The sequence below is a fragment of the Pseudoalteromonas atlantica genome, assembly GCF_043641955.1.
In the GTDB taxonomy this organism is placed as follows: Bacteria; Pseudomonadota; Gammaproteobacteria; order Enterobacterales; family Alteromonadaceae; genus Pseudoalteromonas; species Pseudoalteromonas atlantica_A.
Genome location: NZ_JBHZRV010000018.1, coordinates 1 through 26,020, shown reverse-complemented (window position 1 = coordinate 26,020; position 26,020 = coordinate 1). Strand labels below are relative to the sequence as shown.

28 protein-coding genes are annotated in these 26,020 nt (G+C 40.5%); 7 read left to right on the top strand and 21 right to left on the bottom strand.

The features are described 5' to 3' along the window. Positions 1-393: 393 nt before the first annotated feature. Positions 394-873, top strand: a complete 480-nt coding sequence (locus ACHUE3_RS19400; protein WP_394193936.1) for an RNA recognition motif domain-containing protein — start codon at positions 394-396, stop codon at positions 871-873. On the opposite strand, the gene murI is transcribed toward ACHUE3_RS19400, so the two are convergent. Further along, a complete protein-coding gene (gene murI / locus ACHUE3_RS19395) occupies positions 857-1,645 on the bottom strand; it encodes a glutamate racemase (RefSeq protein WP_394193935.1) in 789 nt (262 codons plus the stop codon). The two genes, ACHUE3_RS19400 and murI, sit on opposite strands and share 17 nt — an antisense overlap. A 63-nt stretch (positions 1,646-1,708) precedes the next feature. Beyond that, on the bottom strand, positions 1,709-2,827 hold the full coding sequence (locus ACHUE3_RS19390) for a DUF5610 domain-containing protein (protein WP_394193934.1): 1,119 nt from the start codon (positions 2,825-2,827) through the stop codon (positions 1,709-1,711). 164 nt (positions 2,828-2,991) lie between these two features. Between ACHUE3_RS19390 and trmA the strand changes: the two genes are divergently transcribed. Further along, positions 2,992-4,089 carry a tRNA (uridine(54)-C5)-methyltransferase TrmA gene (gene trmA, locus ACHUE3_RS19385; RefSeq protein ID WP_394193933.1) on the top strand — a complete coding sequence of 366 codons (1,098 nt, stop codon included), beginning with the start codon at positions 2,992-2,994 and terminating at the stop codon, positions 4,087-4,089. A 3-nt stretch (positions 4,090-4,092) separates the two neighbouring features. Here trmA and ACHUE3_RS19380 read toward each other — a convergent pair whose 3' ends face one another. The 5 genes from ACHUE3_RS19380 to ccoG form a co-directional block, all read right to left on the bottom strand. Then, the gene (locus ACHUE3_RS19380; RefSeq protein WP_394193932.1) at positions 4,093-4,548 is read right to left on the bottom strand and encodes a 2-thiouracil desulfurase family protein; all 456 of its coding nucleotides are present in this window, start codon (positions 4,546-4,548) and stop codon (positions 4,093-4,095) included. A gap of 60 nt (positions 4,549-4,608) precedes the next feature. Further along, the gene (locus ACHUE3_RS19375; RefSeq protein WP_394193931.1) at positions 4,609-5,247 is read right to left on the bottom strand and encodes a thiol:disulfide interchange protein DsbA/DsbL; all 639 of its coding nucleotides are present in this window, start codon (positions 5,245-5,247) and stop codon (positions 4,609-4,611) included. 35 nt (positions 5,248-5,282) lie between these two features. Further along, positions 5,283-5,906, bottom strand: a complete 624-nt coding sequence (locus tag ACHUE3_RS19370) for a thiol:disulfide interchange protein DsbA/DsbL (protein ID WP_394193930.1) — start codon at positions 5,904-5,906, stop codon at positions 5,283-5,285. A gap of 31 nt (positions 5,907-5,937) precedes the next feature. After that, entirely contained in the window at positions 5,938-6,912 is a 975-nt protein-coding gene (locus ACHUE3_RS19365) for a serine/threonine protein kinase (RefSeq protein ID WP_394193929.1), read from the bottom strand. Positions 6,913-6,975: 63 nt separating this feature from the next. Beyond that, complete coding sequence (gene ccoG, locus ACHUE3_RS19360; protein ID WP_394193928.1) at positions 6,976-8,406, bottom strand: cytochrome c oxidase accessory protein CcoG; 1,431 nt, start codon at positions 8,404-8,406, stop codon at positions 6,976-6,978. 286 nt (positions 8,407-8,692) lie between these two features. Between ccoG and ACHUE3_RS19355 the strand changes: the two genes are divergently transcribed. After that, positions 8,693-9,052, top strand: coding sequence for a hypothetical protein (locus tag ACHUE3_RS19355; RefSeq protein ID WP_099297658.1), 360 nt, complete (start codon positions 8,693-8,695; stop codon positions 9,050-9,052). Further along, a complete protein-coding gene (locus ACHUE3_RS19350) occupies positions 9,052-9,255 on the top strand; it encodes a hypothetical protein (RefSeq protein ID WP_058562110.1) in 204 nt (67 codons plus the stop codon). The genes ACHUE3_RS19355 and ACHUE3_RS19350 overlap by 1 nt, the downstream gene beginning before the upstream one ends. Before the next feature lies 1 nt (position 9,256). On the opposite strand, the gene ACHUE3_RS19345 is transcribed toward ACHUE3_RS19350, so the two are convergent. The 13 genes from ACHUE3_RS19345 to gspC form a co-directional block, all read right to left on the bottom strand. After that, entirely contained in the window at positions 9,257-9,877 is a 621-nt protein-coding gene (locus tag ACHUE3_RS19345) for a UPF0149 family protein (protein WP_394193927.1), read from the bottom strand. A gap of 18 nt (positions 9,878-9,895) precedes the next feature. Further along, positions 9,896-10,654, bottom strand: coding sequence for a type II secretion system protein N (locus ACHUE3_RS19340; RefSeq protein WP_394193926.1), 759 nt, complete (start codon positions 10,652-10,654; stop codon positions 9,896-9,898). 2 nt (positions 10,655-10,656) lie between these two features. Beyond that, positions 10,657-11,130 (bottom strand): type II secretion system protein GspM, encoded by a 474-nt coding sequence (gene gspM / locus ACHUE3_RS19335; protein WP_394193925.1) that lies wholly within the window; start codon positions 11,128-11,130, stop codon positions 10,657-10,659. Further along, positions 11,127-12,332, bottom strand: coding sequence for a type II secretion system protein GspL (gene gspL, locus ACHUE3_RS19330; protein ID WP_394193924.1), 1,206 nt, complete (start codon positions 12,330-12,332; stop codon positions 11,127-11,129). Before gspL ends, gspM begins: the two co-directional genes overlap by 4 nt. Then, positions 12,329-13,315, bottom strand: a complete 987-nt coding sequence (gspK, locus tag ACHUE3_RS19325; RefSeq protein WP_394193923.1) for a type II secretion system minor pseudopilin GspK — start codon at positions 13,313-13,315, stop codon at positions 12,329-12,331. Before gspK ends, gspL begins: the two co-directional genes overlap by 4 nt. Further along, a complete protein-coding gene (gene gspJ / locus ACHUE3_RS19320) occupies positions 13,315-13,989 on the bottom strand; it encodes a type II secretion system minor pseudopilin GspJ (protein ID WP_394193922.1) in 675 nt (224 codons plus the stop codon). Before gspJ ends, gspK begins: the two co-directional genes overlap by 1 nt. Beyond that, a complete protein-coding gene (gspI, locus tag ACHUE3_RS19315) occupies positions 13,986-14,363 on the bottom strand; it encodes a type II secretion system minor pseudopilin GspI (protein ID WP_394193921.1) in 378 nt (125 codons plus the stop codon). Before gspI ends, gspJ begins: the two co-directional genes overlap by 4 nt. After that, positions 14,363-14,965 carry a type II secretion system minor pseudopilin GspH gene (gspH, locus tag ACHUE3_RS19310; protein ID WP_394193920.1) on the bottom strand — a complete coding sequence of 201 codons (603 nt, stop codon included), beginning with the start codon at positions 14,963-14,965 and terminating at the stop codon, positions 14,363-14,365. The genes gspI and gspH overlap by 1 nt, the downstream gene beginning before the upstream one ends. Before the next feature lie 46 nt (positions 14,966-15,011). After that, complete coding sequence (gene gspG, locus ACHUE3_RS19305) at positions 15,012-15,434, bottom strand: type II secretion system major pseudopilin GspG (protein ID WP_058562102.1); 423 nt, start codon at positions 15,432-15,434, stop codon at positions 15,012-15,014. A 68-nt stretch (positions 15,435-15,502) separates the two neighbouring features. Further along, positions 15,503-16,738 (bottom strand): type II secretion system inner membrane protein GspF, encoded by a 1,236-nt coding sequence (gene gspF / locus ACHUE3_RS19300; protein WP_394193919.1) that lies wholly within the window; start codon positions 16,736-16,738, stop codon positions 15,503-15,505. Next, on the bottom strand, positions 16,738-18,297 hold the full coding sequence (gene gspE, locus ACHUE3_RS19295; RefSeq protein ID WP_394193918.1) for a type II secretion system ATPase GspE: 1,560 nt from the start codon (positions 18,295-18,297) through the stop codon (positions 16,738-16,740). The genes gspF and gspE overlap by 1 nt, the downstream gene beginning before the upstream one ends. Beyond that, positions 18,290-20,353: a type II secretion system secretin GspD gene (gene gspD / locus ACHUE3_RS19290; RefSeq protein ID WP_135476610.1), complete on the bottom strand. Its 2,064-nt coding sequence runs from the start codon at positions 20,351-20,353 to the stop codon at positions 18,290-18,292. The genes gspE and gspD overlap by 8 nt, the downstream gene beginning before the upstream one ends. 23 nt (positions 20,354-20,376) lie before the next feature. Then, positions 20,377-21,315, bottom strand: coding sequence for a type II secretion system protein GspC (gspC, locus tag ACHUE3_RS19285; RefSeq protein ID WP_394193917.1), 939 nt, complete (start codon positions 21,313-21,315; stop codon positions 20,377-20,379). A gap of 204 nt (positions 21,316-21,519) precedes the next feature. Between gspC and hslR the strand changes: the two genes are divergently transcribed. From hslR to ACHUE3_RS19270, 3 genes are all read left to right on the top strand, one after another. Further along, positions 21,520-21,942: a ribosome-associated heat shock protein Hsp15 gene (hslR, locus tag ACHUE3_RS19280; RefSeq protein ID WP_394193937.1), complete on the top strand. Its 423-nt coding sequence runs from the start codon at positions 21,520-21,522 to the stop codon at positions 21,940-21,942. Positions 21,943-21,954: 12 nt separating this feature from the next. Next, positions 21,955-22,800, top strand: coding sequence for an Hsp33 family molecular chaperone HslO (gene hslO, locus ACHUE3_RS19275; RefSeq protein ID WP_394193916.1), 846 nt, complete (start codon positions 21,955-21,957; stop codon positions 22,798-22,800). Positions 22,801-23,062: 262 nt separating this feature from the next. Continuing rightward, positions 23,063-24,601, top strand: coding sequence for a phosphoenolpyruvate carboxykinase (locus ACHUE3_RS19270; RefSeq protein ID WP_394193915.1), 1,539 nt, complete (start codon positions 23,063-23,065; stop codon positions 24,599-24,601). A gap of 199 nt (positions 24,602-24,800) precedes the next feature. Here the strand turns inward: ACHUE3_RS19270 and ACHUE3_RS19265 are convergent, their stop codons facing one another. Then, complete coding sequence (locus ACHUE3_RS19265; RefSeq protein ID WP_394193914.1) at positions 24,801-25,496, bottom strand: hypothetical protein; 696 nt, start codon at positions 25,494-25,496, stop codon at positions 24,801-24,803. Positions 25,497-26,020 lie beyond the last annotated feature (524 nt).

Sequence of the window (26,020 nt, the reverse complement as noted above, 5' to 3'; positions counted from 1 at the left end):
TGCTTTATCTCGCTAGGGCTGCGCATGTTACGCTTTCCTATTTTTTTGTCAACACTTAATTTTAAACTTTATTAAAATCTAAACTCAAGTTTTACTCGACTTACTAAGTGACTTGCTTGCAGCTTAAGCGTTGCCTGCTCTGCCGTCTCAGTGGGGTCGCATTATAGGGAGATCCGAAAACAGATCAACCCTTTTTTTAAAACTTTTAATCGTTCGCTCAAAAAGCACTCAAAAACCCATTAAATAGTCACTCTACGCGGGTTTTAACCCCATTTTCTGAGGCAAATTTAATAATTTCACATAAATAACATTGATATGTTTATTTATCGCGTTAAGATAGCAAGTTCACAATGTTAAATTAATGTTTATTTCCTGTTTATTGGTAGATCAAAAATGAAATTACCCGATCAAAAATCTCTTATCTCTTTAGTTGTTCTTGCTGTTATAGGTTTTGTTATAGTCAACTTTGCACTTTCAAGTTTAGCATTAAGCTCTGGCTTACTGTTTGCAGTAGGTGTATTAGTTGGTGGTCTTGTTGTTGGCGCGATGTCATCTGACGTAGTTGAAGAAGCTGAAGTAAAAACAAAAACACTTTATGTTGGCAACCTTCCTTATCGTGCAAATGAAAGTGTTGTTCGTGCTTTATTTGAAGAACAAGGTAAAGTCTTCAACGTTCGCCTATTAAAGGATAAAAACACAGGTAAGCGTCGTGGCTTTGGTTTTGTTGAAATGGCAGAATCTGATGCAGACAATGCAATAACTAAATTAAATGATAGTGAGTTTCAACAGCGAACGCTTAAAGTTCGTGAAGCGAAACAAAAACAAGATGATGACGCTAGCTCAATCCGTACTGAGACTAATCAATCAGCTTAACACTTACTATATTTAGTTTAGTCGTTAATACAGAAGCCGTTGCATAATAATGCAGCGGTTTTTTTTGTTCGGCTAAAACTGCAGGGTCAATCCGCTTTTCTTCACCAACATTTAATAACGTTCTTACTCTATGTGCAATTGCTGCGCCTGAATCTAGTAACTGTATTACACCATCGTAGTAGCTATCTATATGTTTAGCTAATATAGGAAAATGAGTGCACCCAAGAACAAGCACATCTGTATCTTTATGAACTTCTAACCTCTGCATCTCTTGGTCGAATCTAAATTGACTAAACTCGCCAGTAAGATAAAGCTGCTCTGCAATAGCTACAAGTTCGACACTGCTATACAAGTCAACAGTAACTCCTTGCCCATAACTTTCAATAAGCTGCTGTGTGTATTTGCTACGTGTGGTTGCTGGTGTAGCTAATAAACCGATACGTTTACTTTTAGTTATAGCTGCAGCAGGTTTAATTGCCGGTACCACACCTACTATAGGTATAGTTGTTAAAGATCTAATTACGGCTAATGCTGAAGTGGATGCCGTATTACACGCAATTACCAATATATCAACGTGAAGTTTTTCGTTTTCGATGAAATGTAAAAGAGAGGTTAGCCTTGCAATAATCTGTTGCGAACTTAATTCTCCGTAAGGTAGGTAAGCATTATCCATAAAATAGCTAAAAGAGGCATTAGGGATTAATGCTTGAATATGCTCAAGTACCGTTGTCCCGCCAATACCTGAATCGAATACTAAAATATGTGATGACAAACTACTGGCTCCAGACTTTACTTAAGCTGAGCAGTTTGCCATGCACTCTTGGTAAAATAAAGTCTAAGCTTCAGATACTGTTTCACGCAAGTTATTCATTTGTTCAAACATTGCTTTTGTATAATCAACAAGTTTACCAATCTCTTCTTGGTCTTGGTTTAACCACTGAAGAATTCCTGACAATTGATTTTGTAAGCCAAGTTCATTCGCTTTGTTAAATGCCTCTTTCAAGTCATCATTAAATGGCGCTACTTTATTTGCAATTTCTTTCTCTGGAGCGGGTCTATTCTCTTCATACCCTTTTATAGACGCAAACGTTTTAGTTTGCTTTAAGTCCATTGAAAAAGCCACCAGCTGCTCATTACCGAGGTTCAATTCTTGTGCTTGCTCAAAAGCCTCTTCTAGGTCGCCACCAAAAAAGGTTTGGCTCACACTTTGAAGATCTTCCATTAAAGCATTAATGGCTTCTTGTTCATCCTCATTTAAATCACCATTTACAGACATGCTAAACGATAAGTCGCGAGATTGTGATGATTCTCTTGCAAACCCTTCATTATCTCCGGAGCGCTGATAACTACTTGCTGATTGTTGTTTGAAAGCATCTGCAAAGCTAATACTCACTTCATCGCCTTCAGCAGTTGTGAATTTATACTCTGCATTATTACTCAAACTTAAATATTGGGCTTGGCTAACACTGACGGAATTAGGTTTTGGATTAAATAAATCCTCTTCAAAGTCATCAAGGCCATTAAAGATACCTTCTTTTGACTTTTCAATGCCCTGCTCAATTTCATCATTAAAGACACCTGTGCCTTTTAATTCATCAACAGCACCATCTATCCCGGTTTGAACGCCTTTTCGTGCTGCACCAAGCATTTCTTTAAGCTGATCGTCATCCGCACCATCGGCTTGCGCTTTTTTTACGGCGCCGGTAACAAAGCCTAAAACGTTTTTTACAATTTCTTCGAAATCAAACAGGGGTTTATCTTTTTTCTCTTCCACTACAGGCAAGCCCAGCGCTTCAGCCATTTTCTCACCTAGTACTTTAGCAGCGAGCTCTTTACCACGTTGCTGATAACTATCTTGGGGAGATTGTATTGTCGGTTGCTGCAGTGCACCGGCTTTGTTACTGTTTTGATTGACGTTATTGTTAGGCACATAGCCAAAATTGCCAATTTTCATGATCCGACTCCTATAGTTGCATTCTTTATTATCGGCCTGAACTAAAATAACTAAAGATAAATGTACAAAAAAACATCACCTTTCATTACGCAAAACTAGACAAATACTCTCTGCCCCCTACAATAGCGCCGATAAGTAGCTAAAAGAAAAAGGTAGCAAACATAATGGCAGTGATTAAGATAGATACATCAATATACGATGCGCAGTTAAACGAGAAAGAGCAACGTATCATTGCGCAATTCCAACGTTTCGGTGTTGAGCAATTAGAAGTATTTGGCTCTGAGCCCATTCACTACCGTCAACGCGCTGAATTTAGAGTATGGCATGAAGGTGACGATTTATTCCACATTATGTTTGACCAAGCTACAAAAGAAAAAATACGTGTTGATACCTTCGACCCTGCGGCACCTTTAATTGGCGATGTAATGGCTGCCATGATCGACAACTTAAAAGACTGCGAAGTTTTACGCCGTAAATTATTCCAAATTGATTACCTGTCTACTTTAAGCGGTGAGATATTAGTTAGCCTGCTTTACCATAAGCCACTTGATGAACAATGGATGGCAGAAATAAAAGCACTTAAAGCTAAGCTGAGCAAGACGTTTAAAATTGATTTTATCGGTCGTGCTCGTAAACAAAAAGAAGTGCTAGGTGAAGACTTTGTCACAGAGCGCTTAACCGTCAATGGTCAAGAATTAATATTCCAACAAGTTGAAAACAGTTTTACTCAGCCTAATGCCAGGGTAAATATAAAAATGCTGGAGTGGGCGCAACAGTTATGCGCACCACTTAAAAACGACCTACTAGAGCTCTACTGTGGTAATGGTAATTTCTCCATTGCATTGGCAGGCTCATTTGATCGAGTACTTGCAACAGAAATCTCAAAGTCATCGGTGCACTCAGCTCAATATAATATTGCAAAAAATAATGTGACTAATTTAGATATTATCCGTATGTCGAGCGAAGAGTTTACTCAAGCTATGAACGGCGAGCGTACATTCTCACGTTTAGAAGGGATTGATCTAAAAAGTTATGATTGCCAAACTATCCTTGTCGATCCACCGCGAGCTGGCATGGATACGCTGACATGTGATTTAGTCGCGAATTACGAAAGTATCATTTATATCTCATGTAACCCAGACACACTTGAGCGAGATCTTGATCACTTGTGTAAAACTCATGAAGTAAAACGTTTTGCTATTTTTGATCAATTCCCATATACCCACCATATTGAATCCGGTGTATTTTTACAGAAAAAATAACGCTTACTCTTTTGCCAGTGCTTTTATAAGTGCTGGCATTTGCGATTCACTGAATACCTCAATGCCATTGCTCACTAACATTTCAGCTGTTAACCCCATTCCCGCTATTTTATTCCCTTTATGTGTACCATCATAAATCGTATTGCGCCCGCAAGATGGGCTAGACTCTTTAAGTAACGCAAAGCGAATATTATGAAGCATGCAAAGTTGTAGGGCCTTCTGCGCGCCTAACCTGAATGCAGCAGTTACATCTTCATTGTCATTTGTAATGACTTTACCGTCACTGATTTCAGCTGGCGCTCTAGGTGTCGATAATCCACCAGCAACCTCAGGACAAAGAGGCACAATGCGACCTTGTAATTGCCATGTAGTTATTTGCGGGTGAGAAAGCGTTTGGCCTGTGCCATCGTAACGTACGGGTTTACCAAGTAAGCAGCTTGAAACGAGTATTTTTTCCATTGTTTGTCCAATAAAAAAGCTCCGCGTACGGAGCTTCTTAATACCATTAATATGGCTTGTTTATTTTGCAGCTAGGTAGTTAATCAACTTACTGATATCTTCCGGCGCTGTAATTCCAGTCTCACGACCTAGATTAAGTTTATACTTACCATTAACGATAAAGGTCGGCACTCCACGCAATGCGCCTTTTTCTTGGTAATAAGTTTGATCGCGCTTCATTTTTGATGACATAGTGCGCACCGAAAAGCTCTTATATACTTTATCAAATTTGTCGCCGTCAACGCCTTGCGCTACGAATACATCTTTAATGTCAGCAAGCTCATTAAACTTGGCGCGCTTTGCATGAATGTGATTAAACATAGCAGCAATGAGTGCATCTTTTTGTGGTAACACTTCTGCAGTTGCAAGTGCTTGAGAAATCATTTGCTGATTTTCAGCATTACGTACGCCTACAAAATCAACATGACTTTTCTTAAACTCAACGCTTTTATCTAGCTTAGGCTTAACTTCGTCCAATAGCGATTCATAGTTATTACATGCAGGGCAGTAAAATGAAAAGAACTCTTTCACTTCTGGCTTTTTGCTCGCTCGTTCAGATACAACTTCGTAATGCACGCCCTCTTCATACTTCGATGGCGCAGCTGTTGCTGCTAAAGGTAACAATAGTGCCAGCAATCCAGCCTTAACTAATTTAATCATTATTCACTTACTCCAAAAATTATTGTTTTAATCGCTTATTGTTTTAATAAAAAGGCAACTAACTCATCAAGCTGCTGTTGGCTCTTGATGGTATTAATATTGATTTTATATTTATCGTTAACGATAAAAGTTGGCACGCCCGTTAAAGCACCCAATTTTGAAAACTTATTTTGCTTATCTTGCATTGCTCGCTCAGCCGCTATTACTGGCATACTCGCAATCTCTTGGTCAAACTTTGCGTTATCGATACCATTTAACTCTAGCAGCTGCTTCACATCTTTAATATTATCAAGGGGAGCACGCTGAACATGAATGCTTTTAAAGATTTGATCTGCAACTTGCTCACCTTTTCCGTTTTGCTTTGCAATAATGTAGGCATAGCTTAGGTTACTTTGTACTTGTGGAGATAAGCCACCTAAAAAATTAACATGACTTTTAACAAACTCTGCACCTGAAGGCAGGCTTTTCTCTAAAGCCTTTGCAACAGGTTCAAATTTAAAGCAATGAGGGCAATAAAATGAGAAAAACTCTGTCACCTGCGGTGTGTTGCTTTTTTCAATATCTAACACTGTGTATTGATCACCTGCTTTAAAATCTGCAGCTAGTGCAGCAAAAGGTAAACACAATAGTAATAAACTCAATTTTAATTTTTTAAGCATTGGACTCTCTATTAACTTTTTTGAATAATTTTTATGGCAATAATTTTAGCGGCGGCTCTTTTAGTGCAGAGTACTGCTCTTTCAGTGCTAAAATTTGTTGCTCCCAGTATTTGTCATCTGCAAACCATGAAAAGTTCCTTGGAAATGCAGGATCATCCCAGCGTTTAGCTAACCATCCCATATAATGAATCATACGCATCGCACGTAAAGGTTCAATTAATTTGAGTTGAGAGTGGTCAAAATCGCAAAATTCTTCATACGCAGCGACTAAGGTATCTAACTGTAACAGCTGGTTATTTCGATCACCACTGAGCATCATCCATAAATCCTGAATGGCTGGACCCTGGCGGCTATCATCTAAATCCACAAACATAAGCGCATCCCCAGCCCAAAGTATATTCCCAGCATGGCAGTCACCATGCAGGCGAATTGTTTTAACATCGTGATACTGCGCTTTAGTCTCAGTAATCACCATATCAAGAATGGTATAGAATGCAGTCGCGAGACTACTAGGCACGAGATTACTACTTTGTAACTGAATTTTAGCTGTATCTAAATATTCACCACACCCCATCACAGGGCGTTGACTAAACTCACTGGCATGTGCAACTTGATGCATACGCCCTATTAAACGCCCTAAAACATCTAATTGATCAAGATTATCAACTTCAAATATGCGCCCGCCTACACTCGGGAACAAGGTAAAAAGAGACCCGTTATGTTCAAATAAACTTTCACCATTATGGATAATAGGCGCAACAACCGGTACTTCAGCCTCTGCGAGCTCAAACGCAAACCGGTGCTCTTCTATAATTTGTGCTTTACTCCAGCGTTCGGGGCGGTAAAACTTCACTACATAGCGGTTGCCATCTTCAGCTTTAAACTGATAAACCCGATTTTCGTAACTGTTTAACGCTAATAAACCTGACTCAGCATAAATACCAATACTCTCAACTGCATCCAATATTGAGTCAGGTGTTAAACCTTCAAAGCTAAATTTACTCATAATTCTCATCAATATAAAAAAAGCGGGAAAATCCCGCTCTTTAATTTTTGTTAGTGTACTTAACTATCGCGCTTTAAAAAAGTTACTCGGTTGCGAAATTTGCGAACTCGGATCATTTGTTGGTGATAACACAAAGTTAAATTTCGTTACTGGCCTTTTCAAATCATAAGGATCCATTACTAATGACAATGGAACGTTATGTGATTCACCCGCTTGTACAGTAAATGTTTGCTTACCTATGTACTCAAAGTTGTCTAGCCCTTCAACTTTTACATTAAAACTCTGCTCGTATTGCGCTTTGTTGATCACTTTAAGGGTATACGTATTTTCAACTAGCCCATTAAAGTCGACACGGTACAGCTGGTTTCTATCACGGATAATATCTAAGTCCATAGGCTTGCGAAGCACAATGTTCGCCACAAGCGCTGAAGTTAACAGCACTAAAATAACGATGTAACCTATTATTTTAGGACGCATCGGATTGGTTTTATTATCCGGCGTTTCTAAATTACGCTCTGTGGTATATGAAATAAGCCCACGCGGGTAGTTCATCTTATCCATTACCCCATCACACGCATCAATACATGCTCCGCAGTTTATACACTCAGCTTGTAGACCATTTCGAATATCAATACCCGTGGGGCATACTTGTACGCACAAGTTACAATCAATGCAATCACCTAGGTTGAGTTCTTTTGGGTCTTGTTTACGAGAGCGAGGGCCACGGTTTTCACCGCGCTGCTCATCATAGCTTACGGTAAATGTGTCTTTGTCGAACATCGCTGATTGAAAGCGTGAATAAGGACAAATATGTAAGCACATAATCTCACGCATCCACCCGGCATTACCGTAAGTACACACCGCAAATACGATAATACTGACCAATGCATAACCGCCCACATTTAAGGTAACAAAGTCAGGGATCAGCTCTCTTATAGGTGTAAAATAGCCAACAAAGGAAAGCGCCGTATATAAAGAAAAAGCGATCCAACTACTGTGTTTGGCGGTCTTTCGCCAAAACTTATCAAAGTCCATGGGGCGCTGATCAAGCTTTTTACGTTGATTGGCTGTGCCTTCAAACTTTTCTTCAAACCAAATAAAGATAAACGTCCAAACAGTTTGTGGGCAGGTATACCCACACCACACTCGCCCATAAAAGGTGGTTACCAAGAATAAAGCAAAAGCTGATAGCATGAGAATAAACGCAAGGATTGTAAAATCTTGAGGCCATAGTGTTAGGCCAAAAATATTAAATTTTTGCCCAATCAAATCAAACAGCACAGCTTGCTGGCCATTAAAGTTTATCCACGGTAATGCCATAAATGCGAGCATGCCGATAAAACCAATACGTTGCCTTAGCAATTGATGCAAGCCTGTCACTGCACGTACATAAATACGATTTCGGGGATTAAACCTATCCTCAGGGGCATTAAGATCGGGCCTTTCAATCTTTACCTCTGTAGGTATATTCTTTACTTTTATTTGCTTGTCCATCGAAGTCCCTCAACGCCTTTGGAGAATAATAGTCGAACATTCTTGCAAACTATCTATGCTAAGTAGCGAACCTTAACTATAAAAATAGTGCAAAACTGAACGTTAGCCTAGTAACGTTCAGAGATTTCTGAAAAATCTAATCGTTCTTACGCATTATATCAAGTCTGCCTAAAAAAGCTGACTTTCATTGCCATTAATTATTCATCTTAGTCACTTGCTTTATAAAGGTGCATTTTATTACACTGTCCCTCAACTCTTACCCGTTCAGATCAAAGTTAATTAAACTATGAAAAAATTTCTTTTCCTTGTCATCGTCGTACTGGCATTGTTTACAATCGACCACCCGATGATAAAAGAACCAAGAGAAAAACTACTTGGCCAAGGTGTTGGTATTTTAAGTGATGCCAGCAATATCAATCGCGGGCCTGCTGCGAACATGGCTAAAAACAGAATCAAGTCAGCACTCTCACTCTCTGACTCTGAGCTTGAGTATTTAGAAGAAACGTTGCAAACAGACGAGCAATTACAGCTTTTTCATACTCGCTACTGCCGCAGCAATGATCTCAACTTATACTTCTATGAAGATCGATTAAACACAGTATGTAAAATTGCCGCAGAGTCGCTTGCTGAACGTCGAGGTAAATAGTGGACTTTTCAGCGTTAACAAAGAAAAGTAGTGCATCATTTAATCAGCACAAGAACCTGCTTAAAAAGCTGGCGAAAGGAAATACAGTGAAGTGTGAAAAATGCCAAGGTATTTTAACACTCGATCTAAAAACCCCTAAGCCAGGCCAAGGGGTTGCAAAGTGCCCTAAGGGCTGCACTGAAATAGTATTGGAGCTAGGTTAAACTAGTTCCAGGTTTCATCGTCTTCTGTGTAAAGCCCACTTTGAACAGCAACTATCTCTATTAATTCAGCAAACCCTAACGCGAAATCACCCATCAATTCATACTGACTCTGCGCTAACTGCGACTCAGTGATGTTGTTTTGCTGCGCGATGGATGCGATAACTTCATTGTCCAAAGCAAAGAAGCCTAAGCTTGCATACGCTGTTTGTAGAGCCTCTAAAAGTGCGCTATCTAATGTTTGCACTTGGCTTAGCTTGGTATAATACGCTTGTGCGCCTTGCACAAATCCATTACACCACATTTTGCACTGCTCAAGATCAAGATAACTGTCGTGGGTGTCGTTATGCTTTAAGGAAACAGGTAATTTAAACCCAGTTTCATAAACTTGCTCACTTATTTGATGGTACAACGCCATAAAAGAAAACAATACTTCTTCCTCTAGCTGACCTTGCGTATCAGGCACAATAACATCAAGCCATTCGTGAACATCCAGCGGCTCTGGTGAGCAAATTACAGCAAACAAATAACCTTGGCTTTGTGGTAGGGTCATTGCTTTGCTGCGCCCTGCTAAAAATGTATTAAGCTGTTCAGCGTGTTGCTCTGTGAATGCGGGTATTTGCATAAGATACTCTATCAACCATTAAAGATTAAGGGGGTAACGACCATCACGATCAGCACGAAATAAAAGCTTCACTGCATCATGGACTTCTTTTGGTAAAGTTAAATCGGGTTTAATAAACCCGGCCACTTTAAAATCTAAATTAGCTTTTAATACTGCATCAGCTTCCAGCCCTAAACGATTATCAGGGTCAACTAACACTGCAATATCACCAGACTTACAACTCAACTGCCCACTCAATGGCCCGATACTAAACCAACCCGATAAGCCTTGTACATCTATGTTAGGGCTAGCAATTTCCCCTGTCAAAGTGTCGCAATATGGTGCGCCTGAATTATACTCATCTAAATCCACAATAACGCGGCCTTTAGCATTGATAGGTAACGGTAACTGCAAACGCTGCATTGCACGCTCTACACTTAACCTTAATGTGGCATCGGTAAGTGCAACTGATTGATCAAGTAAACCGTAGCTGAAGTCACCTCGGCCTGATATATCCGATGTATCTCTAATATTGCCAAATTTAAGGTTACCAGAGAGCTGCCCTGTAAATAGTGCCCACGCTGAAACATCCCAACTGAGGTTATTAATTTGCTCCCCATCAAAACGTAACTGCATTATGCGACCTTGCCACACACTGCCGGATACCTTGCCAATCTCGAGCCCTTTTGGAAAATGGCTGCTTGCAAGGTTAACCGCTACGGCTGCGGGTGTTTTTAATAAAGCAAAAACAATAAAACTAAAAATAAATATAACGATAAGGAATGCTGTTTTTTTCATTATTATTTCTCTAATACCAGTCGGCTTACACGCACATAACCTTGCTTGTCATCACGGCTAAGATCTAAATTATCAATCTGCACGCCTTCGTTATTGACCATTTCATCAAGCCATTCAACAAGCTTGTTAAATTGCACTGAATCGATGGTTAAGCGCAATGAGTTATCACTCGGTTGCATCTTGCTAATAGTGATATCAAAACGCCCTCGCGTCGTATTTACTATTTGGCTTAAGTTTTTATTGTTACTAATAGAGCGGCTGCCTGCCGCTTTTAGTTTAACAATACTGTTATCAACCCAGGTTAATAGCTCTTGTTGTTTTATTTGATCTGCCTGCGCTTGTGCAATGGCATTATTAAGCGGTCTGAAAATGCCCATCACCAAAACAAAAACAACAAAAATACCGCCTGCAACCATGATTAATTGCTGCTCTTGCTCTTTTAAAGAGCCCCAATACTTTTCAAGTTGCTGCTTCATGCTGCACCTCCGAGCTTTAATTCACCAACAACAAAGTCACCATCATTATTTAATGACCCTTGGTCAACCGTTAAGCCCCGCTGCTCTAAAATCGATTTAACTTTACCAAAGGTTTGGAAGTCTTTACCGCGAGCACGAATTCTTAACTCATTACGACGTTGATCATATCGTAGAGTCTCAGGTGTAAAATCGTTTACTTGGCTAAACACAGTGACAAGCTCACTGGTTAATTCTAAAAAGCCAGCACTGCTTCCACCTTCTATTTTTGCCAATTCACCTCTAATTTGACTTCTGATGAGGTGAGGTCGCACCGTTTTACTAGGAAAAGCTTTACTGTAACGCTCAACAACCTGCGACTTAGCAACTTCAAGTTCACTATTTAGGTGATATAGCTCAAACCCTTTAATGACCACAGAGCTAACCAAAGCGATACTGGCAGCAACGGCTACCCCTTTCCAATACCCCCACCATAGTGGTGTTTTTTTCTTCAGTTGGTATTGGCCTTGGCGTAAATTAAATTTTGTTGTTGGTAATTGTTTAGCAAATAACGCTAGGGGCAAATCATAGTCAGCTGTTTGGGCAGTTAAAGGCACAGCTTCTGGAAAACCTGTCGCAGGACTGTAATGCGCTACCTCAGGATTGCCAAGCGCCGTTAAATACTCAGCCATCCAAGAAGACTCAACTGCACTGATGTGCCATTCACCATACTTACACAACCATTGAGAGTTTAACTCAATTGCACTAATACCGTTTTCAGAGGTTGGTAACAATAATGCATCGGGTAGCAGTTTGATGATATCAATATTATGCTCAGCAAAGGTATCGAGCCAACTTTCAAACCATTCGCGGTCGGTCATAGCCACATTGATGGCATGTTTATCTTCAACCTGAGTTGACTCTGCAATCGCAATAAACAAGTCATCAATATCACACGCAATATCTTCTTCAAGCATATACGGTAATGCTTGCTCTAACTTACGGTTCCATTTAGTGGGTAGTTCAACTGTTTTTAATTGAACCTGATCGCTAGGCAACAATACAACAACTTCACGCTGTTTTGCTTTGTCAGATAATTCACTTAAATGCTCAGCATGAGGCACTTCGCCGCTGGCAATTATTTCTTGTTCTAATGGTGAATATACCAACCAATTAATACGATCTTGCTGGGTTTGACCCGTGCGGATCAAGAGTATTTCTGTCACTGTACGCCTCCAAATTTTCGCGCCAGTATAGTTACTTCGCCATCTTTGGCATGTAGTAAAGTGGTCATCGAAAAACGCAGCTCTACAAATTCAGCCTGCGCTTGTAGTTTAAAATATTCGCTATTGATAGTGAACAGCTTCTCAATGGACTTGACGTTTCTTGCCCCTTGTTGATTTATCTGCTCAAAAAATTCTTCTATATCACTAAAACCTTCTTCGGGTCTCGCTGCAAGTACACTTTGCGCCCCCGACTCTTCTAAGCCATCAATGAAGGCACTTAATAAAAGTGCATGTTCAGGATCGAGTGTATTAACATTAATTGCAAGTAGTTCGCTGCCAGGTATAACACAGACAAACGGTAACAACTTTTCCATTACTAATGGATTAAAACCACGAATTAACCGTAGCTCCGACGTCGATGCAAAGTAATTATTTGCCGTCAAATAAGGGTAATCTCGCGAAGAATACTCATCCTCTTCAGCGCCAGAGCGATAGGTAATGCTGTCTTTATCTAACCAGTCATAAACGCTATCGGCCATACTCTCTTCTGATTCATCAGCAGGTAAATCTTCAATATTTTTTAGCAACTCCAATAAAGCTGTGTGTGCTAGGTTGGTTTTCACTTTTCCATTAGTCGGCGCTTCTGCCCTTAATGCATTTAAATTTAAACATGCTTGAAGATCAGTAATAGCCCCTTGAATGGTGCCATTATCAACAGGAAAAGGGACTCCCGCTTGTTGCGCCCAAACTTGCTGTAACGTTGTTTTGTCAGGGTCGTCTTTTTTACTTTGCAGCAAGGCCTTAATAGCTAACTCTTCAGCCGCATAGGCATACCACTTAGCCTGCTGATGACCTTGAATGTTAGTGCTACGTTGTACTTGCACCATTAAGTTAGCACTCATTTCAACAGCTAAGATAGAAGCTAAAGCAACAATAAATAAAACAATAACAAGTGCTGCACCACGGGATGATTTAATCGCCATCAGCCATTTCCTCGCTGACTTTGATTGCCAGCACCACTACCGCCATTGTTTGCAGAAGAAGGCGATACGGTCACTTTGCCATTACCCGGCACCAAAAATACACGTTTAAGTGGCTCTTGATCAATTTGTTGAATCGTAACCGCCACAGCTTTTGGCAATGCTTTGATTTCCCATTGCTCTTGCCATTCATTTTTATCGTCTAAAAACTCAAACTTGAGGTCTTCGATATCACTTAAAATAACTTGTGAGCGGGGCTCGGTGTTATCAAGCTGATCAACGTATACGCGATAAACGCGTTCTAGTTTATCGTCAATAACACGATAACCCACTGCTTGCAGTTCTGAGCGTGGCAGTAAGTTAATAGGGTTAACCCAACCATCTCGCACAAACCCAATGCCGTCGTACTGGCTATCCAGTGTATATCGGCCAGCTAAAATGTAGCTTTCTTGTATATCGCCTGATTGATTGCGAACTTCGCGCTTTGTCATTTGGCTAAAATCTTGGTCCATCAACCTAAACGTAGTTTGCAAGCCATTCAACTCGGCAATTTTCTCATCCGATGCTTCTTTAGCTTTCGTTGTAGAATCTAAAATTTGATGAGTTGCTAGCACGACAAAAGCAAGGATACCCAGCGCTACCATGACTTCAAGAAGTGTAAAACCACGCTGCTTCACCGAGTACCACCTTTATTTAAATAGCTTGTTAACTCGTACACTGGTTGTTCTAGTTTTTCATCACTGAAGACATTTATAGTGACTTTTAAAAAGCTTTTGTCTGCGGTTGCTATTACATCCTGGCGCCAATACCAGTCAATTCCCGCCATGTTTTCAGTGCCTTTTGCGCCATTTTTACCTTGCCACTTACTCCCTTTCGCTCGCTGCTCAACCATCACATTCTCAGCGACCCACGAAGCATAGGTTTGCTCTTCAAGGCTTGATAAATGGTTTATATGCTCACCAGTGGCTTGCATGGCGGCAATACCTGCAAGTGCACAAATACTTAGTGCAACCATTACTTCGAGTAAGGTAAAACCTTTAACTACACGCATTACTCTGGCTCACGACGTAAATTAACGGGCGCTAAAAACTCACCTTCAATGAAATAAACAGGTTCTGGTTGCTTTTGAAGTTCAAAAATCAATTGGAAAGCACTGATTTCACCCGAAGATAGAATAAGCACTTGTGGGATTTTAAGCTTTTTTAGCTCAAGTAAACTATCCTCGTCATCTGAGCTCATTAGCTCACGCCAATTAGATTGCTCTAATAAGTTTTCTTGTGCCCAAGCCAAGTCTTCTAGGTTTAGTGTTAATTTAAATTCTTCAGTAATCGTTAAAGGTTCAAAGAGTTGCTCGCGGTCAAATGTCACCCATTTCTCACCGTCAAAAACTAAAAATTCAAACACATCCTCATCGATGTGAAAGCCTAATTCTACTTGGTTTAAAATAGCGAATTCAGAAGCCATGTTAATGGTGGTATGCAGCCTCAGCGCTTGCTTTTCGAGAGCGTCTTCAGCCCCTCCATCAAGGCTGTATACCACCATTTTGGTGGCGAAGGCTATGACAACCAACACCACTAAAATTTCAATTAAGCTAAACCCTCGCTTATACGAGGGCTGCTTAGTTCGGCGCAAGCTGCCGCGGTTCATTAACATAACAAACCACATGTCACGTTTTGAAACGCCTTGCTAGTATTCGTCATTACTGTTTTTCTTCATCCCAGTTACCGATGTCGTCATCAGTGCCGGCTTCACCGTCTGGTCCCATTGAGAAGATATCAATCTTACCCACTTCTCCTGGGCTGATTAACTGGTATGGATTACCCCATGGATCTTCAGGTAACTTAGAAATAAAACCACCGTCAGGGAAACGACGAGGAACAGGCTCAATGCTGGTTTTATCAACGAGTCCTTCTAAACCTTGCTCAGTTGTTAAATAAGCTTTATTTTTTAACTTATAAAGACTCATAGCATCTTCTAACTGCTGTATATCTAGATGCGCCTTATCGATAGCTGCTTCTTCTTGCTGACCCATAATATTAGGTGCCACGATTGACATAATCATGCCAATGATAACCAGTACCACCATAACTTCGAGTAATGAGAAACCTGATTGTTTATTCACGTTCGTACCTCTGTTTTCTTATTAATTAATCACTGTAACAACGCGCTTGTTACAAATCCTTGAATCGGTTAAAGCCCTATTGCTTTATTCATTGCCATAATTGGCTGCAAAATAGCCATAACAATAAATAAAACAATGACTGCCATCGACGCTATCATCGCAGGCTCTAAGAGTTTTAGCGAGACATTTACCATGGTTTCAAACTCACGGTCTTGATTGTTGGCAGCGCGCTCGAGCATTTGCTCAAGCTCACCCGATTTTTCACCACTTGCAATCATGTGTAGCATCATCGGCGGAAACAATTTTGTCTCCTGTAATGATGCACGCAAACTAGCCCCCTCACTGACACGAGTTGCTGCATCACCAACGGCTTTTTTAATTTTTTCGTTAACCAGTACGCCACCCGAAATGCGCATCCCTTCAAGTAAAGGCACTGAACTGGATGATAAAATACTTAGCGTACGGGCAAAGCGCGCCGTATTAATACTACGTGCAACTTTACCAATACCTGGCATCACTAAAATTTTCGCATCATACCAAAAACGAATTTTTGGCTGTTTAAGTGCATGTTTAATACCTATAGCCAACGCGGTTATCACAACAAGCGATATTAACCAGTAATTTTGTACAAAGTTACTTGCCGCCATTACCCACTCAGTCGTCCATGGTAATACTTGCTTAGACTTCTCAAAGGTTTTAAGAATTTTTGGTACCACAGTGCCTAATAAAACCGACACAATACCAATGGCAAATATCACTAAGATGACAGGGTAAACCATAGCTTGGGTAATTTGACTACGCATATGCTGGCGCTGCTCAGTGTAATCAGCTAAACGATTCAGTACGGCATCGAGGTGCCCTGACTTCTCCCCAGCTGCCACCATGGCACGATATAAGTTATCAAATACATGTGGAAACTCTGACATACCATCCGCTAATGTATAGCCTTCAACGACTTTTGAGCGCACCGACATAAGCATACGTTTTAAACGCGGCTTTTCACACTGTTCTGCAACAGCCATTACAGCGCCTTCCACAGGCAAGGATGATTGAATAAGCGTGGCTAATTGACGGGTGATCAGCGCAAGATCTGAGGTTGATATTTTAGATTTAAACATGCCAGAAAAAAGGGATTGCTTGGCCCCTTTTACTTGCTTATCGCCCTCTGCTGCGGGCACTACTTCTAATGGAGTGAGGCCTTGCTCGCGCAAAGATTGGCGGATTTGTTTTGCTGTATCCGCTTCTAGAATACCTTTTTTTTCTTTTCCGCGACCATCAAGCGCACGATACTCAAACGCAGCCATTAGCCTTCCTCACGGGTAACACGTAATACTTCTTCAAGGGTTGTTTTACCGTCTAACACACGGCTACAACCATCTTGTCGAATGCTTGGGGTGTGTTTGCGAATATACTTTTCAACACTTTGCTCACCTTTACCACTGTGCACAAGTTCGCGCACGGCCTCGTCAACCACTAATAGTTCGTGAATACCGGTACGTCCGCGATAGCCGTTAAAGTTACATTCTTCACAACCCACTGCACGATAAATAGTCGGCGGATTGTCATTTGGCACACCCAGCAGTTCACACTCTCGTTCATCCGCAGTGTGTGCTTCTTTACAGCTACCACATAAAGTACGCACTAAGCGCTGTGAAAGAACGCCAAGCAATGACGACGACAGTAAAAATGGTTCAACACCCATATCTTCCATACGAGAAATCGCGCCTGCTGCGGTGTTTGTATGCAGCGTGGACATTACTAAGTGGCCTGTAAGTGAAGCTTGCACACCAATTTGCGCAGTTTCTAAATCACGTATTTCACCGACCATAACCACATCAGGATCTTGACGTAATATAGCGCGTAAACCACGCGCAAATGTCATGTCTACTTTGGCATTTACTTGCGTTTGGCCAATACCTGGAATTTCATACTCGATAGGATCTTCGACAGTAAGAATATTACGATCGCGCGAGTTGATTTGGCTCATACCCGCATAAAGCGTGGTACTTTTACCTGAACCTGTCGGCCCAGTCACCAAAATAATGCCATGAGGTTTACTGATCAAATCAGAAAACAACTCACGATTTCGCAGTGTCATTCCTAAGTCTTCAAGGTTTAAGCGAGCATTATTTTTATCTAATAAACGCAGTACCACGCGCTCACCAAAGCTTGACGGCATTGTTGATACACGTACATCAACTGCGCGCCCAGCGATACGCAAGCTTATACGACCATCTTGCGGAATGCGTTTTTCAGCAATATCGAGCTTCGCCATTACTTTAATACGTGATACTAGTAATGAAGCTAATTTACGGTTTGGCTTAAGTACTTCTTTTAGTACCCCATCAACCCTAAATCGAATAACTAGTTCTTGCTCAAAGGTTTCAATGTGGATATCAGACGCGCCCTCTTTGATAGCTTCACTGAGCATCGCGTTAATCAATTTAATGATTGGCGCATCGTCATCACCAGCAAGTAAATCTTCTGTTTGCGGCATCTCTTCAGCAAGCGAGAATAAATCAACCTCATTGCCGATATCTTCCATCATCTGCTGTGTTTCAGAACTATCGCGCTGATAAGACGCTTCTAATAACAGCTCAAACTTATCATCAGGAAGTTGCTCAAGGGTAAATCCGTGGCCTGCAATACGGCGCACTTCAAGCAACACATCAATCGCAAGCTCACCACGATAATAAACCACCCAGTTCTCATTGTGCTTACTTAACAACACACCTGCACGTCTGGCATACGAAAATGGCAAACGTTTAGGTGGTAGCTCAACTAAATCGTCACTGGTTAACAATTCATTGCCATGCAGTGATGATTCAAGCTCTTCATTTACTGGGGTGATGGCTTCAGTCATTATTGCGCTCGTCTGCATTTTGCTGTTTTAGGTATTCTTCGTACGTTGGAGGAAGCACAAGTGCATCATTCCACTCTGGTAAAATAGGCGCTTCTTCAAGCGGCATTAAATCAATACCATCTTCTTTTTGCTTAAATTGCTCGCCACGAATAAAGTTATATTTGCTATGGCTTAATTGATTCATCTTAATGCCATCACGAATAATAGTCGGACGAATAAATACAATTAAGTTACGCTTACGCTTACTAGTACTTGTTGAACGGAATAAATGACCAAGAATCGGAATATCACCTAATAAAGGCACCTTCGACACACTTTCTTGTACATCTTCGTCAATCAAGCCACCTAACACAACCATACCGCCATCATCGGCCATCACGGTGGTTTTAATTGCACGCTTGTTAATTGAAATATCAACTGACGTTGTACCACTTACCCCTGATACTTCTTGCTCAATGGTCAATTGTACTGCCGTTCCGTCATTGATCTGTGGTGTTACTTTAAGCTTAACACCGACCTCTTGGCGCTCAACCGTTTGGAATGGGTTTGAGTTATTAGAGCCAGTTTGCGAACCGGTAATAATAGGCACTTCTTGACCAACAATCATCGATGCTTCTTCATTATCCATCGTTGTAACAGACGGCGTTGCAAGGATATTTGAATTGGTATCACTGGATACCGCTTGAATAATCGCGCCCCAGTCGTTTTTAATAATCCCCATGGCAAGACCATTGATACCGCCAAGTAAAGCAGCTAGTGGTCCTAAATCGCCTTCAACGGTCTCTTCATAAGGGGTCGTATTGCCGGTCTCGCTTCCGGTAATATTCTTTTTAATCGTTTTATCACGGGCTTGCTCTGCTGCTACAGCTAATGAGCCCACAGGCACTGTGTTGCCGTTGTTAAACTGCACCATGCCACCCTGCTCAGAGATCCACTGCAGACCAAAGTTAACGCCATCGGCTTCCATTACTTCAACAATAATCGCCTCAACTAATACTTGTGCTCGGCGAATATCTAAACGTTCAATTACGGACTCAAGAGAGCGCATAGTGTCAGGCTGAGCGGTAATAACCAGTGAATTTGAATCTGGGTGAGCTTCAATGCTGGTTTCATTCTGGCTGCGGCTACGCGTTTTAGTTGAACCTGATTGACCTTCTTCTGCAAGAGTTTTACTTACGCCTTGAAGCACTTTTACTAAGTCTTCAGAATTGGCGTAATTTAAATAAATTACTTTGGTGTTACCTTGATTTTGTAGTTCACCATCAAGACGTTTGATCAGCTCGATAGCACGTGTTCTTGCTTGGCCTTCACCGCTGACGATAACACTATTGGTACGGCCATCAGCAACAACTTTAGGAATCAAAAACTCTGGCACACTGCCTTTACCGCTATCTTTGTAAATATTTTCAACAACAGAGACCACATCATCTGCTGTGGCAAAGTTTAATTTAACAATATCTACGCGTTTGTCACCGGCTTGGTCAACGGAGCGAATAATTTCCACAAGGCGATTAACCGAAGCAGCATGCCCCGTTAGCATCATCACGTTTGCTGCATTAAAGTTAGCAACGTGACCACCATCTTTTTGATCACTGAATTGACGAACTAAAGGACCAAGCTCTTGCACGCTTACGTTTTTTACACGTACAACACGGGTAACCATCATGTCGCCGCTCGCTTGATTATCTTTTGTTATTAGCGGAACATTTGATTTTTTAGCATCCGAACTTTTTTCAATTTTTATTATGCCGTTATCCATTTCTACCGCTGAGTAGCCATAAACTTCCAACACATTTAAGAAAAATTGATAATAAAGTGCTTCATCCATTAACTCATAGCTGCGAACATTCACTTTGCCACGAACGTTTGGATCAATGATGACGGTTTTATTTAGGTTTTTACCCACAATATTAATGAACTCATTAATATCTGTGCCTTTAAAGTTTGCAGCATACTCAACGGCTGACACCGAGAGAGATAAACTAGCCGCAAAAAAAAGTGTCGCGTACTTAGCTAACCCTTTTCTGATTTTTTTGAGGTGTAGCGCGTTGACCATTATATTAAAACTCCAAAGCTAAATTATTGCAGGCTAAATTGAACATCGATTTGCTCACCATCACGTTCAATCGTAATGTTTGCATCGGTGCTGTTACGCAGCTCATTAATAGCTGACATGGCCTGTTGCATATCTGTTAGTTGATAGCCGTTGATAGAAACAGCTAAATCGTTATTCTGTAGCCCCATTTTTTTGAAAAGCGCAGGATCTTTACCTGGGCTTAATCGATAACCAACAAGCTCACCGTCTCTCATCGCTTGAGAAATACGGATGTAATCAAAAAGCTTACCTGGGTCTTGTAGTAATTCATCACGCGTTTCAAGGATTGAGCTTTTAACCTCTTCGTTTGCCGTTGCATCAATTTGCTCTACGTCTTGAGGACCTTGATCGAAGTCTCTTTCGCCTTCACGCTCTGCAAGAACTGGCATTGAAACCGTTTTAGTAAAATCTAAACCATCAAGCATTAATGTTTCGAACCGGCCACTTACATCCAGTATTACGCGATCAGGGTGAACTTGAGCCAGTTTAGCCCGAGTACCTTTAACCACATCATCCACAAGGTAGGTTACTTGTTGCCCTTGCGATTCAATAACTGCCAAACCATTTTTGTCATTATTACTTACCGCAACAATGCCCGTTAAATTTATACTTAAACGGGTTTCTGGTGCATTGTTAATAACTTTCTCTTGGCGGGTTGATGTTTTTTTGGGCTGCGCATCCGCTTTACCAAATAAATTAAGCGCTAGGATAGATGAAGAATTAGATCTATTTGATTGTGTATTTTCAGGGGCAGAATAGCTGCTCTGAATGGGCGTATTCGTTGGCTCTGGCCATACAAGCCAGAATAACTTAGCCATTAAAAAAGCAATATAAACAACGACTAATATCATTACCACCCAACTTAATTTAGCGTGAGGTAATTTGCCTAAAAATTGTTTTAGCTGCTGTAATTGCTGATCCATAAATGTCGTTTCTTATTTTAATTTACTGCTATATCGCGAACCTATAGTACCTTTTCATTTTTCATTCAACAAGCGCACTAATATTAAACTTTGTAAACAAGCTGAATTAAGGTCTTTTACTGCTAAGAAATACGACGACTATTTCATTAGTAGTTCGTTTCATGATAAATTTTGCCTTATGGTGCCGCTATTTTAAAGAATACAATTGTGTCAAAAAGTAACACCCGCGTTTCAACCTCTAATAATGAAACTCTCAGTGTACGTTTAGATAAATGGCTATGGGCTGCGCGCTTTTATAAAACCCGTGCAATCGCACGTGACATGGTGCAAGGCGGTAAAGTGCATTATAATGGACAACGGACTAAACCCAGTAAAATTGTTGAACTCGGGGCTCAAATAAAACTAGCTCAAGGGGTCGATGAAAAAATCATTACTGTGCTTAAAGTAGTTGAAAAACGTGCTGGTGCCCCCATTGCACAAACCTTATATGAAGAATCCCAAGCCAGTATAGAAAAACGCGAAGCAAATAGTATTGCCCGCAAAAATAATAGTTTCTTTGCCCCACATCCAGATCGAAAGCCGGATAAAAAACAAAGACGCGAACTTTTAAAAATGAAATCAAGTTAGGTAATGTCACTCATGCAACAAGATTTACTTCACCGTTATACATTTGAACAACTAGACGTCAGAGGCGAACTAGTTCAAATAGAGCAAACCTATCAAGAAATGATCGCGGGTCACGATTACCCTGTTGCCGTGCAAAAGCTACTGGGTGAGTTGTTAGTGGCAACCTGCTTATTAACAGCAACTTTAAAATTTGAAGGTGATATTGCTGTTCAATTACAGGGCGACGGACCTGTAAAATATGCAGTAATAAATGGAGACGATCAACAAAACATGCGTGGTATTGCTCGCTTACAAAGTGAAGTCGCAGGCTCAACTATTAAAGAGCTAATTGGCAATGGTGTGATGGTATTAACCATTACACCTAATAAAGGTGAACGTTACCAAGGTATTGTTCCGTTAGAACACGAAACACTGGCTGAATGCTTAGAAGCTTACTTTGCCCAATCAGAGCAACTACAAACACGCCTTTGGTTTGCCACAGATACAACTGCCGAATCAGAGAAAGCGTCTGGTTTGTTGCTTCAGGTTTTACCTGTTAATAAAGAAAAATCTATCGAAGACTTTACTCACCTTGAAGCACTTAGTAATACAATTAAAGATGAAGAATTGCTAACGTTGGATGCAACGACTGTGCTTACTCGCTTATACCATGAAGACAACCCTCGCGTTTACGAACCCCAGGCTATTCACTTCAAGTGTGGTTGTACCCGTGAAAGAACAATTACAGCACTGGTTAATGTTGGCCAACAAGCACTCCTTGATGATGCCGCTGCTAATGGCGAAGTGAAAATTAGTTGCCATTACTGCTTAAAGGATTACATTTTTAGCGAACAAGATATCAAGAGTATCTTCAACTAAACGCTAGATTAAAACTGTTTAATTATTAAGCCGCAAATAGTGCGGCTTTTTTGTGCACGCAGTTGATACCGGTGTCATAATTTTTGTGATTTTTATGACACCGGTATCATTGAAATTATTCATGTTTTTTCGTAAATATATATGTTTTTAGGGTGTTCATAGGCTCGAATATCCCTAATCCATCTGTTACTATAAATGCAGCTTAAAGGTCTTTAGAACCCCAGAGCTATCCCGTTCAATCTCACACAATTTAGGTATAAACATGACTTCAAGCGCTACTCGTTTTGTCGATCTAACTGCAGCTGAACTTGTCGAACACGCGATCCGTCGTGGCGAAGGGACTTTAGCCGCCAATGGAGCTTTTGTTGCTAACACCGGTCGTCGTACTGGTCGTTCTCCAAAAGACCGTTTTATTGTTCAAGAATCAAGTACTGAAAATGATATCCAATGGGGAAATGTAAATCGCCCTTTCGATGCAGATAAATTTGACGCTTTATGGGCACGTGTAGAAGCACATGTGCAAAGCAATGACCACTTCATCTCTCACCTTGAAGTTGGCGCTGATCCTGAGCACTATTTACCTGTAGTTGTTACTACAGAAACTGCATGGCACCATATTTTTGCCAAAAACATGTTTATCGAACCTAAATCTTATAATGCATCTGATTTACCTCAATGGCAGGTAATGAATGTTCCTTCATTTGTATGTGACCCTGAGCGTGATAGCACAAACAGTGATGGCACAGTTATTATCAACTTTGCACAACGCAAAGTATTGCTAGCAGGTATGCGTTATGCCGGTGAAATGAAAAAATCGATGTTCTCTGTGCAGAACTTCCTACTACCAGCAAAAGGTGTATTACCAATGCACTGCTCTGCTAACGTAGGTGAAGCAGGCGATACAGCTTTATTCTTTGGTTTATCTGGCACAGGTAAAACAACATTGTCAGCTGATCCAACTCGTTTCCTAATCGGTGATGATGAGCATGGCTGGGCACCTGGTAGTGTATTTAATATCGAAGGCGGCTGTTACGCAAAATGTATCGACCTTTCACAAAAGAATGAGCCTGTTATTTGGGATGCAATCCGCTTTGGAACTATCCTAGAAAACGTGGTACTTGATGAAAAAGGTATTCCTGACTTTCACGATACAAGCCTAACTCAAAATAGCCGCGCAGCTTATCCTCTTGAGCACGTTGAAAAACGTAAAGTAGAAAACCGCGCAGGTGAGCCTAAAGCAGTTGTATTCTTAACATGTGATGTAAGTGGTGTTTTACCACCAGTATCAATCCTTAGCGAAGAAGCAGCAGCGTTCCACTTCCTAAGCGGTTACACTGCAAAAGTGGGATCAACTGAGATTGGCTCTACCAGCGATATCGAATCTACATTCTCAACATGTTTCGGCGCTCCTTTCTTCCCACGTCCTGCAGGTGTTTACGCAGAGCTTCTTATGAAGCGTGTACGCGAGTTTGGCGCTAAAGTTTACCTTGTTAACACAGGTTGGACTGGTGGCCCTTACGGTACTGGTAAGCGCTTTGATATCCCAACAACACGCGCTGTTGTTGATGCAATCGTATCGGGTAAACTTGCCGGCGTTGAAACACAACATATTGATGTGTTAAACCTAGACGTACCAGTTGCTGTCCCAGGTGTTGATAGCGAACTACTTAACCCAATTAATACATGGGAAGACAAAGCGAAATACGCTGAGTACGCGACCAAGCTTGCAACAGACTTCACTGAAAACTTCGCAAAATACGATGTTTCAGATGAAATCAAAAACGCAGGCCCTAAAGCATAATTACGCGCTTTAAATTTGCATAAAACGCCAGCCACGAGCTGGCGTTTTTGATCGTAATAAAAATTAAATGCAACAATAATCGTAAAACCTATGTATTAATCAACGGCGTGAATACAAATAGCGATAAAAAGCGGCTCACTGAAATTTCACTATGCTTACTTAATCAAGTCCACCCTCTAAGTTTATAAATGGCTCTGGACTAAACTTCAGTTAACCACTTATCGATATTCATAGCAAAAGTAAAAAATAAAAAAATCGAAAGCCATTTAAAAGCCTTTGTCTCATCAAATTCATCTGAATAATAGCCATGTATTATTGCGTGCCGATTAGGTACATTTACGCCCTGTTGATTGTTACTATTTATATCATGTTTGCAAAGAGTCTTACTTAGAGCACTATAAACCTCATGTAAATATTGTTTAAAAACCAAATTACCACCTTTTAAATCTTTAATAAAATTGAGAGAACATGACTTTTCAAGACTCAGTGTAAACTGTGCTGAAAACCTCTCAAATACAATAAGTCCCTCTTTTTTATATGCATTTGCAGATGAATATTTATCCCAATAAATAGAGTCACATAAAACAGCTAAAGACATTGTAGCTGGAAAATAAAGCTTTTTATCAAAGCATGTTTTCACTTCTAATAGTTGGTCTTTCCGTTTTGGTTCGCAAAATATTAAAGCTTCAAACCATAGATCATCCCAATTATCACTAAGTAAATTAATAAAATTAGTATCATCATCAAGATTTTTATCCCATCCATTTAAACGTACAGCTTCTATCAAATGATTGCTAAACCAGCCTTTATTTGCATAGCTAATAAGAAGTTCTAATGAATGTTCTACACATATAAGTACATCTTGGTGTATCTCGTCAACTTCATTATTTACCATTTCAATTCCTTAAATTAATTAGAAGTAACGCCATATTTAAATCTCGCATAGTAAGTAGATTGATATAACCATTAAGATATAAAAATGTCTCAGTAGTACTGCTACATCCCAACTAGCCGAAGCTGAAGCACCATACTGTTAAGTAAAGACATACATAAATAGCAGGGAGATATCAAATCGAACATTTACTAATTATAACGACATTATGGAGTATGTAGAGCATCGAGTACATTTCGCTCAAATATTGATAATGTTAAGTGTATGTGCACAAGATCGGACCAAATTTGATTACTTAATAAATAGCGTTGGTATTAACAGGGATCTCTCATCTTTATCTTACGGTCTCTCCAAAATTGGAATGCAAGCAGCAAAAGGGGCGCCTGATTTAAAGGTGAATATTGGGATATTAGAGGGATCGTGGTTTTCTTTTATCCGTGGGTTTCGTAATACTCAACCCACGCTACGGTGGTCAGGTTGATACTATGCTACTCGGTAACTTTCTTTCAGACGTAAAAAAGCCCAAC

What these genes read in the sequence shown, in the direction of transcription:
- ACHUE3_RS19400 (WP_394193936.1), top strand. Translation starts at nt 394, where the DNA reads ATGAAATTACCCGATCAAAAATCTCTTATCTCTTTAGTTGTTCTTGCT.
- ACHUE3_RS19390 (WP_394193934.1), bottom strand. Translation starts at nt 2,827, where the DNA reads ATGAAAATTGGCAATTTTGGCTATGTGCCTAACAATAACGTCAATCAA.
- trmA (WP_394193933.1), top strand. Translation starts at nt 2,992, where the DNA reads ATGGCAGTGATTAAGATAGATACATCAATATACGATGCGCAGTTAAAC.
- ACHUE3_RS19380 (WP_394193932.1), bottom strand. Translation starts at nt 4,548, where the DNA reads ATGGAAAAAATACTCGTTTCAAGCTGCTTACTTGGTAAACCCGTACGT.
- ACHUE3_RS19375 (WP_394193931.1), bottom strand. Translation starts at nt 5,247, where the DNA reads ATGATTAAATTAGTTAAGGCTGGATTGCTGGCACTATTGTTACCTTTA.
- ACHUE3_RS19370 (WP_394193930.1), bottom strand. Translation starts at nt 5,906, where the DNA reads ATGCTTAAAAAATTAAAATTGAGTTTATTACTATTGTGTTTACCTTTT.
- ACHUE3_RS19365 (WP_394193929.1), bottom strand. Translation starts at nt 6,912, where the DNA reads ATGAGTAAATTTAGCTTTGAAGGTTTAACACCTGACTCAATATTGGAT.
- ccoG (WP_394193928.1), bottom strand. Translation starts at nt 8,406, where the DNA reads ATGGACAAGCAAATAAAAGTAAAGAATATACCTACAGAGGTAAAGATT.
- ACHUE3_RS19355 (WP_099297658.1), top strand. Translation starts at nt 8,693, where the DNA reads ATGAAAAAATTTCTTTTCCTTGTCATCGTCGTACTGGCATTGTTTACA.
- ACHUE3_RS19345 (WP_394193927.1), bottom strand. Translation starts at nt 9,877, where the DNA reads ATGCAAATACCCGCATTCACAGAGCAACACGCTGAACAGCTTAATACA.
- ACHUE3_RS19340 (WP_394193926.1), bottom strand. Translation starts at nt 10,654, where the DNA reads ATGAAAAAAACAGCATTCCTTATCGTTATATTTATTTTTAGTTTTATT.
- gspM (WP_394193925.1), bottom strand. Translation starts at nt 11,130, where the DNA reads ATGAAGCAGCAACTTGAAAAGTATTGGGGCTCTTTAAAAGAGCAAGAG.
- gspK (WP_394193923.1), bottom strand. Translation starts at nt 13,315, where the DNA reads ATGGCGATTAAATCATCCCGTGGTGCAGCACTTGTTATTGTTTTATTT.
- gspI (WP_394193921.1), bottom strand. Translation starts at nt 14,363, where the DNA reads ATGCGTGTAGTTAAAGGTTTTACCTTACTCGAAGTAATGGTTGCACTA.
- gspH (WP_394193920.1), bottom strand. Translation starts at nt 14,965, where the DNA reads ATGTTAATGAACCGCGGCAGCTTGCGCCGAACTAAGCAGCCCTCGTAT.
- gspF (WP_394193919.1), bottom strand. Translation starts at nt 16,738, where the DNA reads ATGGCTGCGTTTGAGTATCGTGCGCTTGATGGTCGCGGAAAAGAAAAA.
- gspE (WP_394193918.1), bottom strand. Translation starts at nt 18,297, where the DNA reads ATGACTGAAGCCATCACCCCAGTAAATGAAGAGCTTGAATCATCACTG.
- gspD (WP_135476610.1), bottom strand. Translation starts at nt 20,353, where the DNA reads ATGGTCAACGCGCTACACCTCAAAAAAATCAGAAAAGGGTTAGCTAAG.
- gspC (WP_394193917.1), bottom strand. Translation starts at nt 21,315, where the DNA reads ATGGATCAGCAATTACAGCAGCTAAAACAATTTTTAGGCAAATTACCT.
- hslO (WP_394193916.1), top strand. Translation starts at nt 21,955, where the DNA reads ATGCAACAAGATTTACTTCACCGTTATACATTTGAACAACTAGACGTC.
- ACHUE3_RS19270 (WP_394193915.1), top strand. Translation starts at nt 23,063, where the DNA reads ATGACTTCAAGCGCTACTCGTTTTGTCGATCTAACTGCAGCTGAACTT.
- ACHUE3_RS19265 (WP_394193914.1), bottom strand. Translation starts at nt 25,496, where the DNA reads ATGGTAAATAATGAAGTTGACGAGATACACCAAGATGTACTTATATGT.